The organism is Streptomyces sp. NPDC127197 (assembly GCF_042672405.1).
Classification (GTDB): Bacteria; Actinomycetota; Actinomycetes; order Streptomycetales; family Streptomycetaceae; genus Streptomyces; species Streptomyces flavusporus.
Genome location: NZ_JBHXVG010000002.1, coordinates 375,659 through 392,282, shown reverse-complemented (window position 1 = coordinate 392,282; position 16,624 = coordinate 375,659). Strand labels below are relative to the sequence as shown.

Genomic DNA, 16,624 nt, shown 5'->3' with positions numbered 1-16,624 from the left:
ATGCATCGCAAGCGGATGATGACGGCGGGCGCTCTTGCCCTGCTGGTACTGACCACCGGCTGCGGCGCCGCCGACATGACCAAGCAGGCCTCGCCCTTCGCGAACGCGCAGGGCGCCAAGACCGTGACCCTGTCCGTGCAGTCGTGGGTGGGCGCGCAGGCGAACGTCGCCGTCGCCCAGTACCTGCTCGAACACGAACTCGGCTACCGCGTCGACACCGTCCAGGTCGACGAGGTCCCCGCCTGGGACGCCCTCAGCCAGGGCCGCGTCGACGCGATCCTGGAGGACTGGGGCCACCCCGAGCAGGAACAGCGGTACGTCGACGACAAGAAGACGATCACTCGGGGCGGCGACCTCGGGGTCACCGGGCACATCGGCTGGTACGTCCCCACGTACTTCGCCAAGCAGCATCCCGACGTCACGGACTGGAAGAACCTCAACAAGTACGCCGACCAGTTCCGCACCCCGGAGAGCGGCGGCAAGGGCCAGTTGATGGACGGCTCCCCCTCCTACGTCACCAACGACAAGGCGCTGGTGAAGAACCTGAAGCTGGACTACCAGGTCGTCTTCGCCGGTTCGGAGGCCGCGCAGATCACCCAGATCAAGCAGTTCGCCAAGGAGAAGAAGCCCTTCCTGACGTACTGGTACTCCCCGCAGTGGCTCTTCAAGAAGGTCCCCATGACCGAGGTGAAGCTCCCCGCGTACCAGGAGGGCTGCGACGCGGACCCGGCGAAGGTCGCCTGCGCCTATCCGCACACGCCGCTGCAGAAGTACCTCAACACGGACTTCGCCCGGGACGGCGGCAAGGCCGCCGCCCTGCTGAAGAACTTCAAGTGGACGACCGAGGACCAGAACGAGGTCTCCCTGATGATCGCCGAGCAGAAGCTGACGCCCGAGGAAGCGGCGAGGAAGTGGGTGGACAGCCACGAGTCGACCTGGCGGGCGTGGCTGCCCTGACCGCTCCCCGGACTTCCCCAGGTCCGCCGCGATCTCCCGCAGCGCGTCCGTGGCGCGCTGCGGGAGGCCGGGGTCACCTCTGGCTCACCACTCGGCACTCCCCGCGGGGATCCGCCGGCTCACCATCAGCCTGTTCCAGCCGTTGATGACGCTGATCAGGGCGATGAGATGGGCGAGTTGACCGTCGTCGAAGTGCTTCGCCGCCCGCTCGTACACCTCGTCCGGGACGAAACGGTCCGTTCCGCCCGTCAGCACGGTCACCGCCTCGGTCAGCGCCAGCGCGGCCCGCTCGCGGTCACTGAAGAGATCCCCGCTCTCCTCCCAGGCCGCGAGCAGATCGAGCTGCCGCTCGTTCACTCCGTGCTTGCGGGCGATCGTCAGATGCATGTCCAGGCAGAACGCACAGTGGTTCAGCTGCGAGGCGCGGATCTGCACCAGCTCGGCGAGTGCGGGATCACCGAGGCCCTGCTTCGCGGCGGCGCTCAGCTCCCGCATCGCGGAACGGACCCCGGCATCCAGCAGGGTCGTACGAGCCGTCATGCATGTCCGCCCGGCTGGTAGTGACCCGGCACCCGACGGCAGGTCACCCCGAAGCGGTTCCAGGCGTTGATCACCGTGATCGAGGCGATCAGCTGCACCAGCTCGGCCTCCTCGAAGTGCTTCGCCGCCCGCTCGTACACCTCGTCCGGCACGAACCCGTCCGTCAGGACGGTCACCGCCTCGGTCAGCTCCAGCGCCGCCAGCTCCTTCTCGGTGTAGAAGTGCGCCGACTCCTCCCACGCGTTGAGCTGGATGATCCGCTCCACGCTCTCCCCGGCCGCGAGCGCGTCCTTGCTGTGGATGTCGATGCAATAGGCGCAGTGGTTGAGCTGGGAGGCGCGGATCTTCACCAGCTCGCGCAGCTTCGGATCGAGGCCCTGCTGAGCGGCCGCGTCGAGCCGGACCATCGCCTTGAAGACGTCGGGGGCGACTGCGGCCCAGTCGAGACGGGGCGTGGGCTCGGGGGCGTACTCCACGGGCGTGGGGGCGTTGTCGTTCGTGGTCATGTTCTCGACCCTACGAGCGAGGCAGCCCAGGAGTATGGTCCATTTCCATGGCAAAACCCCGGGCCACTTTGGGCATCGACCTGCACCTCGAACCCTCCGGACCCGGCCTGCGGCGCGGCCTGACCGAGGCGCTGCGCGAGGCCGTGCGCACCGGCCGGCTCGCCCCCGGCACCCGGCTGCCCTCCTCCCGCTCCCTCGCCGCCGACCTGGGCATCGCCCGCAACACCGTCGCCGAGTCCTACGCCGACCTCGTCGCCGAGGGCTGGCTCACCGCGCGCCAGGGCTCCGGCACCCGGGTCGCCATGGGGGTACCTCCCACGCCCTTCGGGCAGTGGGGGAGGGCCGTACCCCGGCCGCCCGAGCGCACCGCAGCGTACCCGCGCGTCCCCGGCCGACCCGCCTACAACCTGATCCCCGGCACCCCCGACCTGGCCTCCTTTCCTCGCGCCGAGTGGCTCAAGGCCACCCGTCGCGCCCTTGCCTCGGCCCCGAACGACGCCCTCGGCTACGGCGACCCCCGCGGCCGCATCGAACTGCGCACCGCCCTCGCCGGGTACCTCTCCCGCGCCCGGGGCGTGCGCGCCGACCCCGACCGGATCGTCGTCTGCGCCGGATTCGCCCACGGTCTCGAACTGCTCGCCGGAGTCCTCCACGCCCGCGGCCTGCGCACTCTCGCCGTGGAGTCCTACGGCCTCGACGTGCACTGGAACATCGTGGAACGAGCAGGCCTGCGGACCGCCCCGCTCCCGTTCGACACCGGCGGCACCGTCGTCGAACGTCTCGGCCCCGCCGGGGCCGGGAACACCCCCGTCGATGACGATGACGGCCTGGCCGGCGCACGGGCCGTGCTGCTGACCCCCGCGCACCAGTTCCCGATGGGCGTGGCGCTGCTCCCCGAGCGCCGGGCCGCGGTGGTGGACTGGGTGCGCAGCACCGGCGGACTGATCCTGGAGGACGACTACGACGGCGAGTTCCGCTACGACCGCCAGTCCGTCGGCGCCCTGCAGGACCTCGACCCCGACCACGTCGTTTACCTCGGCACCGCCAGCAAATCCCTTGCCCCCGGACTACGCCTGGCCTGGATGGTCCTGCCGCCGTCCCTCGTCACGGAGGTCACCCGGCACGGTGGCGGCCGGTCCGCCGGCGTCCTGGAACAGCTGACCCTCGCCGAGTTCCTCACCTCCGGCGCCTACGACCGCCATGTCCGCGCCGCCCGCCTGCGCTACCGGCGCCGCCGCGACGACCTGGTCGCCGCCCTCGCCGAACGCGCCCCGGACGTGCGCGCCACCGGCATCGCGGCCGGCCTGCACGCCGTACTCCAACTCCCGCCCGGCACCGAACAGTCGGTGGTCCGCGCTGCCACCTGGCAGGGCGTCGCCGTCCACGGCCTGTCCCGCTACCGCCACCCCACCGCCCCGGCCCAGCCCCTCGACGCCCTGGTCGTCGGATACGGCACCCCACCCGACCACGCCTGGGCGGGAACACTGGAAGCGCTGTGCAAGGCCCTGCCCTGATGTGATCGCGCACAGTCAAGCCCCTATGATCATGGGTCGAACTACTGCCAACGGGGAGACAAGGACATGGCGGAAACCAGGCGTCGGCTGCGCTCCAGCACCGTCGTACTCGGCGGCATGGGCGTCATCGCCGCGGCCCTCACCTCCTGCGGATCCGAACCGGACCGCCGCTGCGTGGACCGCGACAGCTATGACTACATCAACGGCTACAAGATCGTCGCCGACAAGAACTGCAAGTCCTCCTCGTCCGGTTCGTCGTCCGGTTCCTCGTACGGCAAGGGCAGAAAGAGCACCGGCAGCAGCACCGGCAAGCGGGTCGACGCCGACTGGTACTACGACGCCGACGTCAGCGGCGGCTACGCCGACTACGGCACCTTCAGCCGCAGCGAGGCCGTCGACCGCGGCGGCTTCGGCTGCTCGGGCGGCTCCGGCAGCGGCGGCGGCTGAGCCGGCGGAACCGCACGGGATCCGACGGGCACGTAAGGAAGCCTCTTCGTGGAACGCCGCACCATCGAGCCCCGCCCCGGCTGGCAGCAGACCGTCGAGGAACAGGGGCTCATCTACCCGCTCACCCGCTATCCCGACAACTCCCTGCGTCCCTACTGGGACGAGAGCGCGTACTACGTCTTCTCCCTCGCGGAGGTGGAGGCGCTGGAGGACGTGGTCGAGGAACTGCACCGCATGTGCCTCGCCGCCGCCGAGCACATCGTCACCGCCGACCGCTTCGCCGACCTCGGCATCACCGACCCGCGCATCGCCCGGGCCGTCGCCGAGGCCTGGCACCGCCGCGCCGAACTCCCCTCCGTCTACGGCCGCTTCGACCTGCGCTACGACGGCACGGGCCCGGCCAAGCTGCTCGAATACAACGCGGACACACCTACCTCTCTGGTCGAGGCCGCCTCCCCCCAGTGGTTCTGGATGGAGGAGCGCTTCCCGGGCGCCGACCAGTGGAACTCCCTCCACGAACGCCTCATCGCCGCCTGGAAGAAGCAGTCCGCCCTCCTCCCGCCCGGCAGCCCCCTGTACTTCGCCCACTCCAGCGCCGACGAACTCGGCGAGGACCTGATGACGGTCGCCTATCTCAAGGAGACCGCGGAGCAGGCCGGCCTCGACACCGACTGGATCTCCATGGAGGAGATCGGCTGGGACCGCCTCTCCGGACGCTTCGTCGACAACCACCTCCGCTTCATCCGCAGCTGCTTCAAGCTCTACCCCTGGGAATGGCTCACCACCGACCGCTTCGCCGACCACGTCCTCGACACCCTCGACAACGGCGGCGGCACCGGCACCACCCTGTGGATCGAGCCCGCCTGGAAGATGCTGCTGAGCAACAAGGCACTCCTCGCCATCCTCTGGGAGCTGTATCCCGGACACCCGAACCTGCTGCCCGCCTACCTCGACGGCCCCCGCGAACTGGCCACGACCAGCGGCTACGTCGCCAAGCCCCTGCTCGGCCGCGAGGGCGCCGGAGTGACGGTCCACCAGCCGGGCGCGGACCCGGTCGTGCGCGAAGAGCAGTGCTGCTATCAGGAGTTGGCCCCCCTGCCCGACTTCGACGGCAACCGCGTCGTTCTCGGCACCTGGGTCGTCGAGGACGAGTCGGCCGGCCTCGGCATCCGCGAGTCCACCGGCCTGATCACGGACGAGTACGCCCGCTTCCTGCCGCACGTCATCCTCTAGGACAGGCCCTACAGGCCCAGCACGCCGCGGAGTTGGGCCAGCCCCCAGTCCAGGTCCTCCTTCCCGATGACCAGCGGTGGCGCGATCCGGATGGTGGAACCGTGGGTGTCCTTCACCAGCACGCCCCGGTCCATCAGCTTCTCGGACACCTCCCGCCCGGTGCCGTACCTCGGGTGGATGTCCACACCCGCCCACAGCCCGCGCCCGCGCACCTGCGACACCCGCCCGGTCCCGGCCAGCGCCGCCAGCTCCCGGTGCAGATGCTCGCCGAGTTCCGCCGCCCGCGCCTGGTACTCGCCCGACCGCAGCATCGCGATCACCTCCAGCGCCACCGCACAGGCCAGCGGGTTCCCGCCGAACGTCGACCCGTGCTCCCCGGGCCGGAACACCCCGAGCACCTCCGCCGACGACACCACCGCCGACACCGGCACGATCCCGCCGCCCAGCGCCTTCCCCAGCACATAGACGTCCGGCACGACCCCCTCGTGCTCGCACGCGAACGTCCGCCCCGTACGCCCCAGGCCCGACTGGATCTCGTCGGCGATGAACAGCACATTCCGCTCCCGGGTCAGCTCCCGCACCGCCGGCAGATAACCCGGCGGCGGCACGATCACCCCCGACTCGCCCTGGATCGGCTCGAGCAGCACCGCGACCGTGTTCTCGGTCATCACCTCCCGCATCGCCGTCAGATCCCCGTACGGCACGATCGCGAAGCCCGGCGTGTACGGTCCGAAGTCCGCCCGCGCCTCCGGGTCGGTGGAGAAGCTGATGATCGTCGTTGTCCGGCCATGGAAGTTGCCTCCGGCGACCACGATCTTCGCCATCTCCGCGGGCACGCCCTTGACCCGGTACCCCCACTTCCGGGCCGTCTTCACCGCGGACTCCACCGCCTCCGCGCCCGTGTTCATCGGCAGCACCATCTCCATCCCGCACAGCTCCGCCAGCTCCGCGCAGAACGCCGCGAACCGGTCGTGATGGAAGGCGCGCGACGTCAGCGTCACCCGCTCCAACTGCGCCTTCGCCGCCTCGATCAGCCGCCGGTTGCCGTGCCCGAAGTTGAGCGCCGAGTAACCGGCCAGCAGATCCAGATAGCGTCGGCCCTCCACGTCCGTCATCCACGCCCCGTCGGCGCTGGCGACAACCACCGGCAGCGGGTGGTAGGTGTGCGCACTGTGGGCTTCGGCGGCAGCGACAAGACTTTCCGTAGCGGTCACGGCAACTCCCGAACATGAGGGTGCCCCCTTCCTATCCTCGCTCGCATGGTGGACTCGGGAACTTGATCGTCCGGCGCGCCCGGTAGGCTGACTCGCGGGCCGTGACTGGCGCGCTGGGATGGGACCGACCATCGGGGAGCGGCCCCCGAGGGCCTGCGACGGGCCTGACGAGCGAGTGCCGTGCGCCTGGGCCGAACCGTGAACCGCGAACGCTGAAAGCCACGCCGCCCGGAGGCCGACATGTCAGAGCAGCAGCCCCTCTCCACTGAATCCACCGCCTTCCGTTCCGCCCTTGATGTGATCCGCGCCGTCGAGCCGCGCGTCGCCGACGCCATCGGCCAGGAGGTCCACGACCAGCGCGAGATGCTCAAGCTGATCGCGTCCGAGAACTACGCCTCCCCGGCCACCCTCCTCGCGATGGGCAACTGGTTCAGCGACAAGTACGCCGAGGGCACCATCGGCCGCCGCTTCTACGCCGGCTGCCGCAACGTCGACACCGTCGAGTCCCTGGCCGCCGAGCACGCCAAGGAGCTCTTCGGCGCCCGCCACGCCTACGTCCAGCCGCACTCCGGCATCGACGCCAACCTCGTCGCCTTCTGGGCCGTCCTCGCCCAGCGTGTCGAGGCCCCCTTCCTGGAGAAGACCGGCGCCCGCCAGGTCAACGACCTCTCCGAGGCCGACTGGGCCGAGCTGCGCCAGGCCTTCGGCAACCAGCGCATGCTCGGCATGTCCCTGGACGCCGGCGGTCACCTCACCCACGGCTTCCGCCCGAACATCTCCGGCAAGATGTTCGACCAGCGCTCCTACGGCACCGACCCCGCCACCGGCCTCCTCGACTACGAGGCCCTGCGCGCCTCCGCCCGCGAGTTCAAGCCGCTGATCATCGTCGCCGGCTACTCCGCCTACCCTCGTCTGGTGAACTTCCGGATCATGCGGGAGATCGCCGACGAGGTCGGGGCGACCCTGATGGTCGACATGGCGCACTTCGCGGGTCTGGTGGCCGGCAAGGTGCTGACCGGCGACTTCGACCCGGTCCCGCACGCCCAGATCGTCACCACCACCACCCACAAGTCGCTGCGCGGCCCGCGCGGCGGCATGGTCCTGTGCGACGACTCCCTCAAGGACCAGGTCGACCGCGGCTGCCCGATGGTCCTCGGCGGCCCGCTCCCGCACGTCATGGCCGCCAAGGCCGTCGCCCTCGCCGAGGCACGGCAGCCCTCCTTCCGTGACTACGCCCAGCGCATCGTCGACAACTCCCGCGCCCTCGCCGAGGGCCTGATGCGCCGGGGCGCGACCCTGGTGACCGGCGGCACGGACAACCACCTCAACCTGATCGACGTCGCCTCCTCCTACGGCCTCACCGGCCGCCAGGCCGAGGCCGCGCTTCTCGAGTCCGGCATCGTCACCAACCGCAACGCCATCCCGGCCGACCCCAACGGGGCCTGGTACACCTCCGGCATCCGCATCGGCACCCCCGCCCTGACCACCCGTGGTCTGGGCACCGCCGAGATGGATGAGGTCGCCGGCCTCATCGACCGTGTCCTCACCTCCACCGAGCCCGGCACCACCGCCAAGGGCACGCCCTCCAAGGCCCAGCACATCCTCGACCCGAAGATCGCGGACGAGATCTCCCACCGGGCCACCGACCTCGTGGCCGGTTTCCCGCTCTACCCGGAGATCGACCTCGGCTGACGCTTCCGACGGAGCTCACGGATCGGTCGGCGCTCACAGACCGCTCACAGATCCACGGGCGCTCAGAGATCGATCAGCTCCTGGCGTGGTTCCGCCCGCGGCGGTCCGGCCATCGGCCGGGCCGCCGCGCGGCGTATCAGCAGCGTGCCGCCCGCCCCGAGGGCCAGCCCCACGACCAGGCCGGGTATTGCCCACCAGGCGCCGGACGCCCTGCCCGCCCTCGCGCCGGGCCCCGCCGCCCCCGTCCCGTCCTGGCCGCCGAGCAGTCTCGCCCCGTCCAGCCGCTCGAACACCGAGCGCGGTGCCCGGTGCCAGCGGATGTCGTCGTCCTCCACATCCGGCGATGGATCCGAGCGCACCCACGGCGTGCCGTCCTCGGTCACGAACAGCTGATCCTGCCGTTGGACGGCCACGTCACCGCCCGGCGGCCGGTTCGACTGCGGCCAGCCTCCGACCCCCGTCAGCCCCCAGAGCACGGTGATCCGCACCGGCGGATACCGGCCCTCGGCCCAGCCGTCCGACACCCGCTCGGTCCCGGCGAAGGTGGGTTCCAGCAGCTGCCAGAGGCGGGCGAACTCCGGCTCGCCGGAGCGCAACGCCGTCGTCCGGCCGCTACCGCCCGCAATGACCACTGCCAGATCGGGGATGTCCCCGCCCGGCCCCGGCGCGGCCGCCACGGTGGCCGGCCCTCCCCACAGGGCCAGCGCCACCGACACCGATACGAGCACTGGGAGCCGTACCCTCGCGCGTCCCCCACGGTGTGCCATCCGTCCCCCCTCTGATCTCACGTCCATTTCCCCTCCCGATCTCACGTCCGTCCCCGGATCTCACGCACGTCCCCCCGGTTTCACGCCCGTCCCTCTCCCGATCTCATACGTCGTGCAGCTCCTGCCGCGGCCCCGGCTCCCGCCGCAGGCGCTTCAGCGGCAGTGGCAGCCGCGTCGCGAACGGCCGCAGCACCAGGGCCAGCACGGCTCCCGCCGCCGCGCCCGGGAGCGACCACCACCAGTCGGTGGCGTCGGCCGGGCCCGCAGCGGTCGTCCGTGTCGCGGTCACCGCCTTGTCTGACTGCGCTGCCTCGTCGATCTCATCGGTCTTGTCCGCCGTGCCCGCCGCGGCCTCGTCCGACTGCGCCGGCGGCGCCGGGGCGACGCCGGTGGATCCCTGGTCCGGAGCTTTGCCGAGCACGCCCAGCTCCGTGAGCAGCGCGCGGAGCTGAGCAGGCTCCTGCGGCTTGTGCCACTTGCCGTTCTCGTCGGGCGGGTAGCCGATCGCCGTGAGGATCCATATGTCCTCGGTGGCGGCACCCGCGACCACCGCGTCCTGCCGCCAGGGCGACACATCGTGGACCATCCAGGTGATGTTGATGTGCTCGCCCGAGCCGTCGCCCAGCGTCGGCGGCTGAGACTCAGCGTCGTCCATCGCGCTGTCCGGCTGGCCGAGCAGCTTCTCCAGTCGGCCGTACTTCGCGTCCGTGTAGTACAGCCCCGTGGCCCGCTCACTGGTGGGCGACGCCAGGTACACGCTCGTCGGTCCACCGGCAGACGCGGGCTGCGCCCCCAAAAGGGTCAGGGCCAGTGCCGCGGCCAACGCCCCTGCCATTGCGATCAGTTGATGCAGCCTCACCATGTGGTCCCCCACCGGTCCGGTGCGGCCCGTCCGCGAGCCGCGTGTCACTTCTGGTACACCGCCAGAACCGCCGGGGTTCCCGCCTCGGCCGCGCTAATCGGAGGACTTCTCCAGCGACTTCGCGATCTTCACCGCCCGCGCCTTCGACGCCACCCCCTCCAGCCGCAGCGTCACCTCCTCGCCGCCGGCTTCATGCATCCACAGCAGCGTCGGCCCGGCGGTCCGCTCCGTGCGCGTGTAGCGATCCCCGTCCGCGTCCACCAGCCAGAAACTCAGCAGATGCGGTCGCGGGAACCACAGGGCGGGATCCGATGTGCCGCCCAGGCCGGGCGACAGCCGCTCCGGCTGCTCGCGCACGGTCTTGGTGAAGGTGAAGTCCAGGGCCTCCGGGAACTCGTCCAGCCGGATCGTGCGCCCGTCCTCCCGCCAGCACAGGCTCACCAGGAACCGTCCCTGTGGCTCGCTCGTCACCGCCACCGCTTCGGGGGCGCCGAGCGCGTCCGGCACCACTGGAGCGAACCCGGCCCGGCGCTCGGCCTGCGCGAGCGACACCGACCGGCCGCATCCGGGCACCTCGGTGCCGGGAGAAGGCGCCGCCGACGGGTCGTACCGCACCTCGACCCCGCCGAAGCCAAACCAGTCGAAGACCGCGGCCCGCACCGGAGGCGTGAGCACGAGTACCGTCAGCAGACCGCACAGGGCCGCGGTCAGCGAACGCCACCGCACGCGCGTCCACCGCCGAACCGCACGCAACCGCTCACCGGCTCCCGGAGGCTCGGCCACTGGGACCGGCACGTGCTCGGCCAGTATCTGCCCCAGCACCCGCTCGACCATCGCCTCGGAACCGTCGGCCCCGTCCAGCGAACGCCCCAGGGCACGCAGCTCCTCAGGCAGCCGGGAAGCCTCCCCGCGCCGGCGCCACTCCCGTCCGTCACTCATGCTCATCACCCCCTTCCCGAGGCTGAAAATCCGGCAGCAGTCTGCCCAGCTTGCGCAGCGCGCGGTTCAGCCGGGACTTCACCGTGCCCCGCGGCCAGCCCAGCGCCTGGGCCGTCTCTGGCTCGTCCATCTCCAGGAGGTAGCGGTAGGTGACGACCAGGCGGTGCTCCTCGCTCAGCTGCTCCAGGGCGGCCAGGAGTGCCGCGCGGCGCTCCGTCTCCAGCGTCGCGACCGCCGGGTCCGCCGATTCCGGTATCAGCGGCTCCGCCTCCACGAAGGCGGCCTCCCGGCCGGCGAGCGTGCGTTGGCGCGCCGCCGTCCGCACTGTGTTCCTCGTCTCATTGGCGACGATCGACAGCAGCCACGGCTTGAACGCCGCGCCGTCCCTGAACCGGTCCAGCGCGCAGTACGCCTTGACGAACGCCTGCTGCACCACGTCCTCCGCGTCCGCACCCGCCCCGAGCGCCGCGGCCGCCCGCAGTGCGATGCCCGTATGGGCCCGCACCAGCTCCGCGTACGCCTCCGGCTCTCCGGCTCGTACGCGTGCGATCACCGCGGCCTCATCGACGATGCGGCCCCCCTCCCGCGTCCTCACACTCTTGGTACACCGCGGAAGCCGAATCGGTTCCCACCTGTTTCGCATCAGTTCCGGACCGGTCCGCGAGACCTGAGAGAATGGTGTGCATGGCCTCTGATCGACCCCGCGTGCTCTCCGGAATCCAGCCCACCGCAGGCTCGTTCCACCTCGGCAACTACCTCGGCGCCGTCCGCCAGTGGGTGGCCCTGCAGGAGACCCACGACGCGTTCTACATGGTCGTCGACCTGCACGCGATCACGGTTCCGCAGGACCCGAAGGAGCTGCGGGCCAACACCCGCCTCGCCGCCGCCCAGCTCCTCGCCGCCGGGCTGGACCCCGAGCGCTGCACGCTTTTCGTCCAGAGCCATGTCCCCGAGCACGCCCAGCTCGCCTGGATCATGAACTGCCTCACCGGCTTCGGCGAGGCGTCCCGCATGACCCAGTTCAAGGACAAGTCCGCCAAGCAGGGCGCGGACCGGGCGTCCGTCGGCCTGTTCACGTACCCGGTCCTCCAGGTCGCGGACATCCTGCTCTACCAGGCCAACGAGGTCCCGGTCGGCGAGGACCAGCGCCAGCACATCGAGCTCACCCGCGACCTCGCCGAGCGCTTCAACGGGCGCTTCGGCGAGACCTTCACGGTCCCGAAGCCGTACATCCTCAAGGAGACGGCGAAGATCTACGACCTTCAGGACCCGTCGATCAAGATGAGCAAGTCGGCGTCCACGCCGAAGGGCCTCATCAACCTCCTCGACGAGCCCAGGACCACCGCCAAGAAGGTCAAGAGCGCCGTCACCGACACCGAGACCGTCATCCGCTACGACGTCGAGAACAAGCCGGGCATCAGCAACCTGCTCACCATCTACTCGACCCTCACGGGCACGGGAATCGCGGAACTGGAGCAGAAGTACGAGGGCAAGGGCTACGGTGCGCTCAAGACCGACCTCGCCGACGTCATGGTCGAGTTCGTGACGCCGTTCCGGGAGCGGACCAACCAGTACCTGGACGACCCGGAGACGCTCGACTCGGTCCTGGCCAAGGGCGCGGAGAAGGCGCGCGCCGTCGCCGCGGAGACGCTGGCGCAGGCCTACGACAGGGTGGGCTTCCTCCCGGCCAAACACTGAGCCGAGCAACCGAGCCGAGCGACCCAGCCGAGCAACCGGCCGCGCGCCGCAGCGAGCACGGATCCGGACACGGATCCGGCCCCGGGCCGGCTCTCGGCGCGCGGCCCCGCACAGCGCTGCACATCACTACGGCCACGCCTGCCCAGGGCGCAGCCGTGGCCGTACAGTCGATAGCCGGGCAGCCGCAACTCGCGGCCACCCGCCCCGCACGGGACGTACCGACACGACGACAGGAGAAGACGTGGGGACCGTAACGATCGGTGTGTCGATCGCGGTCCCGGAGCCGCACGGCAGCCTGCTCCAGCAGCGGCGCGCGGGCTTCGGCGACGCCGCGGCTCACGGTATCCCCACGCACGTCACCCTGCTGCCGCCGACGGAGGTCGAGGCCTCGGAGCTGCCCGCGATCCAGGCGCACCTCGCGGAGGTCGCGGCCGCCGGGCGCCCCTTCGCGATGCGGCTGTCCGGCACCGGCACCTTCCGGCCTCTCTCGCCGGTCGTGTTCGTGCAGGTGGTCGACGGTGCCGAGGCCTGCGCCCGGCTGCAGAAGCGGGTGCGTGACACATCGGGGCCGTTGGCGCGCGAACTGCAGTTCCCTTATCACCCGCACGTCACCGTGGCACACGGCATCGACGACGAGGCCATGGACCGCGCCTACGAGGAGCTTGCCGACTACCGGGCGGAGTGGGCCTGCATCGGCTTCGCCCTCTACGAGCAGGGCTCTGACGGAGTGTGGCGCAAGCTGCGCGAGTTCACCTTCGGGAGCGCGGTCGTGCCGCCGCAGGCGGGTCCTGTGGAGCGCGGCACCATTCCCAGTCGGTAGAAGCCGGCCGGCCCATACATGCCGGCCGCTCTAGATCGGCAGGCGCCGGAACACCGCGCGCGGGGTGTGCCTCAGCGCCGACATGAGCAGGCGCAGCGCCCCCGGTACCCACACCGTCTCCGAGCGTCGGCGCAGACCCAGCTCGATCGCGGTCGCGACCGCCTCCGGGGTGGTCGTGAACGGGGCCTGAGCCGGTCCGGCGGTCCTCCTCGACCGTACGACCCCGGGGCGTACGATCATCACGTGCACGCCTGTGCCGTACAGCGCGTCGCCCAGGCCCTGGGCGAAGGCGTCCAGGCCGGCCTTGCTGGAGCCGTAGATGAAGTCGGCGCGGCGGGCGCGCTCGCCGGCCACCGAGGAGAGCACGACGAGAGAGCCGTGGCCCTGGGCCTGCAGCGCACGGGCGCAGACCAGGCCTGCCGACACGGCGCCCGTGTAGTTGGTCTGCGCGACGCGCACGGCGTTCACCGGCTCCCGCTCGTCGTGCGCCTGGTCGCCGAGCATCCCGAACGCGAGCAGCACCATGTCGATGCCGCCCTCGGCGAAGACCTTGCCGAGCACCGTCTCGTGGGACTCGGGGTCGAGCGCGTCGAAGGCGGCCGTGCGCACGTCGGCGCCCAGGGCGCGGAGATCCTCGGCGGCCCGTTCGAGGGCGGGTGAGGGGCGTCCGGCCAGCCATACCGTGCGGGTACGGCGGGCGATCAGGCGGCGGGCGGTGGCCAGCCCGATCTCGGACGTACCGCCGAGGACGAGGAGGGACTGGGGGAGGCCGTTGGCGTCCTTCACGACGATCACGCTCCTTATGGAGGGCCGGGCATTGCGGCGACCGTAGCGCCCTGTATGCGGCAAGAGTCATGAAACATCCCCTGTCTCCCCGGAATGGCTGATTAATGGGGGCGTCACGAAGGGCAAGGACGGTTCATGGACTGGCTGAAGAAGCTCCCCGTCGTCGGCCCCGTGGCCGCCCGCCTGATGGCCACGCACGCATGGCGGTCGTACGAGCGGCTGGACCGCGTGAAGTGGACGCGGCTGGCCGCGGCGATGACCTTCACCAGCTTTGTCGCGCTGTTTCCGCTGCTCACCGTGGGCGCCGCGATCGGCGCCGCCACGCTCAGCGCCGAGCAGCAGCAGGAACTGCAGGACAAGATCGCCCAGCAGGTCCCCGGCATCTCCGAGCAGCTGAACATCGGCGCCCTGGTCGACAACGCCGGCACCATCGGTCTCATCGCCGGTGCCCTGCTGCTGTTCACCGGCATCAGCTGGGTGGGCTCGATGCGCGACTGTCTGCGGGCGGTGTGGGAGCTGCCGGACAGCGAGGAGAACCCCGTTCTGGTCAAGGCCAAGGACGCGGGTGTCCTGATCGGTCTCGGCGGCGCGCTGCTGGTCACCCTCGCCGCGTCCACCGTCGCCTCGGCCGCCGTCACCTGGATCGCCCGCCAGCTGGGCCTGGCCGAGCACGGCTGGGGCAGCCTCCTGCTGCGTATCGCCGCGTTCGCGGTCGCCGTACTGGCCGACTTCCTGGTCCTGCTGTACGTGCTCACGCTGCTGCCGGGCGTCGAACCGTCCCGGCGCCGGCTGATCGTGGGCGCGTTGATCGGCGCGATCGGCTTCGAGCTGCTGAAGCTGCTGCTGAGCGGCTATATGCAGGGCGTGGCCGCGAAGAGCATGTACGGCGCGTTCGGCGTCCCCGTCACCCTGCTGCTGTGGATCAACTTCACGGCGAAGCTGGTGCTGTTCTGCGCCGCCTGGACGGCGACGCAGAGCAAGGAGGCCGAGAAGGCCGAGGTCACCGGCGGCGACGCACCAGATCCGGCAGCGGCCAGCGGCGATTGACCAGGAACGCCCCGCCCGCGAGCAGCACCAGCAGCCCACCGGTGATCGCGAGCGCGACCCCGATGCCGCTGGACCCGCCCTCGGTCCTGGCGCTCGCCACGGGCTTGGCCGAGCCGCCGCCGGAGGTACCCGCGCCACCGGCCTGGCCCGCCTCGCCGGAAGCGGTCGCACCGGGCTCGGGGCCGGCCTGCGCGGCCCCCTTCGGCGGCACCAGCTCACCGACCGGCTCCACCTTCCCGGCCGCCTTGAAGCCCCAGTCGAACAGCCGCGCGGTCTCCTTGTAGACCTCGTTGTGCTCGTCGTTCTGCGGGTTCATGACGGTGACGAGCAGCACCCTGCCGTCGCGCTCGGCGACGCCGGTGAAGGTGGCCCCCGCGTTGGTGGTGTTGCCGTTCTTGACGCCCGCGATGCCCCGGTACTGGGAGAGGCCGTAGTCGCCGGTCAGCAGCCGGTTGGTGTTCTGTATCTCGAAGGACTTGCGGACGGGCTTGCCCTTCTTGTTCTTCGCCGTCTCGCCCGGGAACTTCGCGGTCGCCGTCGCGGCGTACTCGCGGAAGTCCTTCTTCTGCATCCCGGAACGGGCGATCAGTGTCAGGTCGTACGCGGAGGAGACCTGGCCGGGGGCGTCGTAGCCGTCGGGGCTGACCACGTGCGTGTCGAGGGCCTGGAGCTCCTCGGCGTGCTCGTTCATCTCTTTGACGGTGTTGTCGACGCCCTTGTTCATCGCGGACAGCACGTGCACCGCGTCGTTGCCGGAGCGCAGGAAGACGCCGAGCCACAAGTCGTGGACCGTGTAGGTCTCGTTCTCCTTTATCCCGACCATGCTGGAGCCGGCGCCGATGCCCGCCAGGTCGGAGACGGCGACCTTGTGCTTCATCGTCTTGGGGAACCTGGGCAGCACCGTGTCGGCGAACAGCATCTTCAGGGTGCTCGCCGGGGCCAGCCGCCAGTGCGCGTTGTGCGCGGCGAGCACCTCGCCGGACTCGGCGTCGGCGACGATCCAGGAACGGGCGCTGACGTCCTTGGGCAGCACCGGGACCCCGTCGGCGAGGTTCACCTGCGTGCCCGGCCGGCCGAGCCGCTCGCCGCCCACGGTCGACATGTTCGCCGGGGGAGTGGCCGACGGGCTCGCCGTGGAACTGGGCGACGGGCGCGGCGCCGCGAGAGCCGCGGGCGCGGTCAGCGAAACGGTCAACAAGGTTGCGGATGCGAGCAATAGGGATCGCCTGGCGGTCTTCTTGGGTGCGGGCACGAGCGAGAACGTACATGCCCGGGTTCGGGAAGTCCCGCCCCCCTCCCCACCCCGGGAACGGAACCGGACATCCGGCGGCGATACTGAACGTATGAAACTCAGCCGCCCGATCTCCTGGTTCCTGCTCGCCTTCGGGGTGTGGAGCTGGGTCATCTGGGTCACTTTCGTCAAGAACCTGATCAAGGACAGCAGCGGGCTCGCGTTCGACGACGGAGACCCGACGGCGTACTTCTGGGTGCATCTGACGCTCGCCGTCGTCTCCTTCGTATTGGGGACGGTCGTCGGGGCCATCGGGTTGCGCGGACTGCGCGCACTGCGCCGTACGTCATAGCAACCGGCACCCGGTCGAA

At 70.7% G+C, this 16,624-nt stretch carries 18 protein-coding genes; 9 read left to right on the top strand and 9 right to left on the bottom strand.

Annotation, left to right across the window (positions count from 1 at the left end; genetic code table 11):
- On the top strand, positions 1-957 hold the full coding sequence (locus ACFVJQ_RS04490) for an ABC transporter substrate-binding protein (RefSeq protein WP_385780842.1): 957 nt from the start codon (positions 1-3) through the stop codon (positions 955-957).
- 84 nt (positions 958-1,041) lie between these two features.
- On the opposite strand, the gene ACFVJQ_RS04485 is transcribed toward ACFVJQ_RS04490, so the two are convergent.
- Together ACFVJQ_RS04485 and ACFVJQ_RS04480 are read right to left on the bottom strand one after the other, a co-directional pair.
- Positions 1,042-1,497, bottom strand: a complete 456-nt coding sequence (locus ACFVJQ_RS04485) for a carboxymuconolactone decarboxylase family protein (RefSeq protein WP_224737541.1) — start codon at positions 1,495-1,497, stop codon at positions 1,042-1,044.
- Positions 1,494-2,003, bottom strand: coding sequence for a carboxymuconolactone decarboxylase family protein (locus tag ACFVJQ_RS04480; RefSeq protein WP_385780839.1), 510 nt, complete (start codon positions 2,001-2,003; stop codon positions 1,494-1,496). Before ACFVJQ_RS04480 ends, ACFVJQ_RS04485 begins: the two co-directional genes overlap by 4 nt.
- Before the next feature lie 47 nt (positions 2,004-2,050).
- Between ACFVJQ_RS04480 and ACFVJQ_RS04475 the strand changes: the two genes are divergently transcribed.
- From ACFVJQ_RS04475 to ACFVJQ_RS04465, 3 genes are all read left to right on the top strand, one after another.
- Positions 2,051-3,517, top strand: coding sequence for a PLP-dependent aminotransferase family protein (locus ACFVJQ_RS04475; RefSeq protein WP_385780837.1), 1,467 nt, complete (start codon positions 2,051-2,053; stop codon positions 3,515-3,517).
- A 66-nt stretch (positions 3,518-3,583) separates the two neighbouring features.
- Positions 3,584-3,964 (top strand): hypothetical protein, encoded by a 381-nt coding sequence (locus tag ACFVJQ_RS04470; RefSeq protein WP_385512660.1) that lies wholly within the window; start codon positions 3,584-3,586, stop codon positions 3,962-3,964.
- Positions 3,965-4,012: 48 nt separating this feature from the next.
- Positions 4,013-5,197, top strand: a complete 1,185-nt coding sequence (locus ACFVJQ_RS04465) for a glutathionylspermidine synthase family protein (RefSeq protein WP_385780834.1) — start codon at positions 4,013-4,015, stop codon at positions 5,195-5,197.
- 8 nt (positions 5,198-5,205) lie between these two features.
- On the opposite strand, the gene rocD is transcribed toward ACFVJQ_RS04465, so the two are convergent.
- Positions 5,206-6,411: an ornithine--oxo-acid transaminase gene (gene rocD, locus ACFVJQ_RS04460; RefSeq protein ID WP_385780831.1), complete on the bottom strand. Its 1,206-nt coding sequence runs from the start codon at positions 6,409-6,411 to the stop codon at positions 5,206-5,208.
- A gap of 240 nt (positions 6,412-6,651) precedes the next feature.
- Here rocD and ACFVJQ_RS04455 point away from each other — a divergent pair, with 240 nt between their 5' ends.
- The gene (locus ACFVJQ_RS04455; RefSeq protein ID WP_385512663.1) at positions 6,652-8,103 is read left to right on the top strand and encodes a glycine hydroxymethyltransferase; all 1,452 of its coding nucleotides are present in this window, start codon (positions 6,652-6,654) and stop codon (positions 8,101-8,103) included.
- 62 nt (positions 8,104-8,165) lie between these two features.
- Here the strand turns inward: ACFVJQ_RS04455 and ACFVJQ_RS04450 are convergent, their stop codons facing one another.
- The 4 genes from ACFVJQ_RS04450 to ACFVJQ_RS04435 all read right to left on the bottom strand — a co-directional run bounded on the left by ACFVJQ_RS04450 (position 8,166) and on the right by ACFVJQ_RS04435 (position 11,224).
- Positions 8,166-8,870: a hypothetical protein gene (locus tag ACFVJQ_RS04450; protein ID WP_385780828.1), complete on the bottom strand. Its 705-nt coding sequence runs from the start codon at positions 8,868-8,870 to the stop codon at positions 8,166-8,168.
- Between the two features lie 103 nt (positions 8,871-8,973).
- A complete protein-coding gene (locus ACFVJQ_RS04445; RefSeq protein WP_385780826.1) occupies positions 8,974-9,705 on the bottom strand; it encodes a hypothetical protein in 732 nt (243 codons plus the stop codon).
- Positions 9,706-9,825: 120 nt separating this feature from the next.
- The gene (locus tag ACFVJQ_RS04440) at positions 9,826-10,677 is read right to left on the bottom strand and encodes a hypothetical protein (protein WP_385512666.1); all 852 of its coding nucleotides are present in this window, start codon (positions 10,675-10,677) and stop codon (positions 9,826-9,828) included.
- Positions 10,664-11,224, bottom strand: coding sequence for an RNA polymerase sigma factor (locus ACFVJQ_RS04435; protein ID WP_385780824.1), 561 nt, complete (start codon positions 11,222-11,224; stop codon positions 10,664-10,666). The genes ACFVJQ_RS04440 and ACFVJQ_RS04435 overlap by 14 nt, the downstream gene beginning before the upstream one ends.
- Positions 11,225-11,355: 131 nt before the next feature.
- Here ACFVJQ_RS04435 and trpS point away from each other — a divergent pair, with 131 nt between their 5' ends.
- On the top strand, positions 11,356-12,369 hold the full coding sequence (trpS, locus tag ACFVJQ_RS04430; RefSeq protein ID WP_385512668.1) for a tryptophan--tRNA ligase: 1,014 nt from the start codon (positions 11,356-11,358) through the stop codon (positions 12,367-12,369).
- A gap of 241 nt (positions 12,370-12,610) precedes the next feature.
- Positions 12,611-13,189, top strand: a complete 579-nt coding sequence (locus tag ACFVJQ_RS04425; RefSeq protein WP_385512669.1) for a 2'-5' RNA ligase family protein — start codon at positions 12,611-12,613, stop codon at positions 13,187-13,189.
- A 30-nt stretch (positions 13,190-13,219) separates the two neighbouring features.
- Here ACFVJQ_RS04425 and ACFVJQ_RS04420 read toward each other — a convergent pair whose 3' ends face one another.
- Positions 13,220-13,975, bottom strand: a complete 756-nt coding sequence (locus ACFVJQ_RS04420; protein ID WP_385780820.1) for a decaprenylphospho-beta-D-erythro-pentofuranosid-2-ulose 2-reductase — start codon at positions 13,973-13,975, stop codon at positions 13,220-13,222.
- Positions 13,976-14,110: 135 nt separating this feature from the next.
- Here ACFVJQ_RS04420 and ACFVJQ_RS04415 point away from each other — a divergent pair, with 135 nt between their 5' ends.
- A complete protein-coding gene (locus ACFVJQ_RS04415) occupies positions 14,111-15,022 on the top strand; it encodes a YihY/virulence factor BrkB family protein (RefSeq protein ID WP_385780818.1) in 912 nt (303 codons plus the stop codon).
- Here ACFVJQ_RS04415 and ACFVJQ_RS04410 read toward each other — a convergent pair.
- Complete coding sequence (locus ACFVJQ_RS04410; protein ID WP_385780815.1) at positions 14,976-16,274, bottom strand: D-alanyl-D-alanine carboxypeptidase family protein; 1,299 nt, start codon at positions 16,272-16,274, stop codon at positions 14,976-14,978. The genes ACFVJQ_RS04415 and ACFVJQ_RS04410 overlap by 47 nt on opposite strands.
- A 91-nt stretch (positions 16,275-16,365) precedes the next feature.
- Here ACFVJQ_RS04410 and ACFVJQ_RS04405 point away from each other — a divergent pair, with 91 nt between their 5' ends.
- A complete protein-coding gene (locus ACFVJQ_RS04405) occupies positions 16,366-16,605 on the top strand; it encodes an SCO4848 family membrane protein (RefSeq protein ID WP_129799148.1) in 240 nt (79 codons plus the stop codon).
- The last annotated feature ends 19 nt before the right edge of the window (positions 16,606-16,624 follow it).

What these genes read in the sequence shown, in the direction of transcription:
- ACFVJQ_RS04490 (WP_385780842.1), top strand. Translation starts at nt 1, where the DNA reads ATGCATCGCAAGCGGATGATGACGGCGGGCGCTCTTGCCCTGCTGGTA.
- ACFVJQ_RS04485 (WP_224737541.1), bottom strand. Translation starts at nt 1,497, where the DNA reads ATGACGGCTCGTACGACCCTGCTGGATGCCGGGGTCCGTTCCGCGATG.
- ACFVJQ_RS04480 (WP_385780839.1), bottom strand. Translation starts at nt 2,003, where the DNA reads ATGACCACGAACGACAACGCCCCCACGCCCGTGGAGTACGCCCCCGAG.
- ACFVJQ_RS04475 (WP_385780837.1), top strand. Translation starts at nt 2,051, where the DNA reads ATGGCAAAACCCCGGGCCACTTTGGGCATCGACCTGCACCTCGAACCC.
- ACFVJQ_RS04470 (WP_385512660.1), top strand. Translation starts at nt 3,584, where the DNA reads ATGGCGGAAACCAGGCGTCGGCTGCGCTCCAGCACCGTCGTACTCGGC.
- ACFVJQ_RS04455 (WP_385512663.1), top strand. Translation starts at nt 6,652, where the DNA reads ATGTCAGAGCAGCAGCCCCTCTCCACTGAATCCACCGCCTTCCGTTCC.
- ACFVJQ_RS04450 (WP_385780828.1), bottom strand. Translation starts at nt 8,870, where the DNA reads ATGGCACACCGTGGGGGACGCGCGAGGGTACGGCTCCCAGTGCTCGTA.
- ACFVJQ_RS04445 (WP_385780826.1), bottom strand. Translation starts at nt 9,705, where the DNA reads ATGGCAGGGGCGTTGGCCGCGGCACTGGCCCTGACCCTTTTGGGGGCG.
- ACFVJQ_RS04440 (WP_385512666.1), bottom strand. Translation starts at nt 10,677, where the DNA reads ATGAGCATGAGTGACGGACGGGAGTGGCGCCGGCGCGGGGAGGCTTCC.
- trpS (WP_385512668.1), top strand. Translation starts at nt 11,356, where the DNA reads ATGGCCTCTGATCGACCCCGCGTGCTCTCCGGAATCCAGCCCACCGCA.
- ACFVJQ_RS04415 (WP_385780818.1), top strand. Translation starts at nt 14,111, where the DNA reads ATGGACTGGCTGAAGAAGCTCCCCGTCGTCGGCCCCGTGGCCGCCCGC.
- ACFVJQ_RS04405 (WP_129799148.1), top strand. Translation starts at nt 16,366, where the DNA reads ATGAAACTCAGCCGCCCGATCTCCTGGTTCCTGCTCGCCTTCGGGGTG.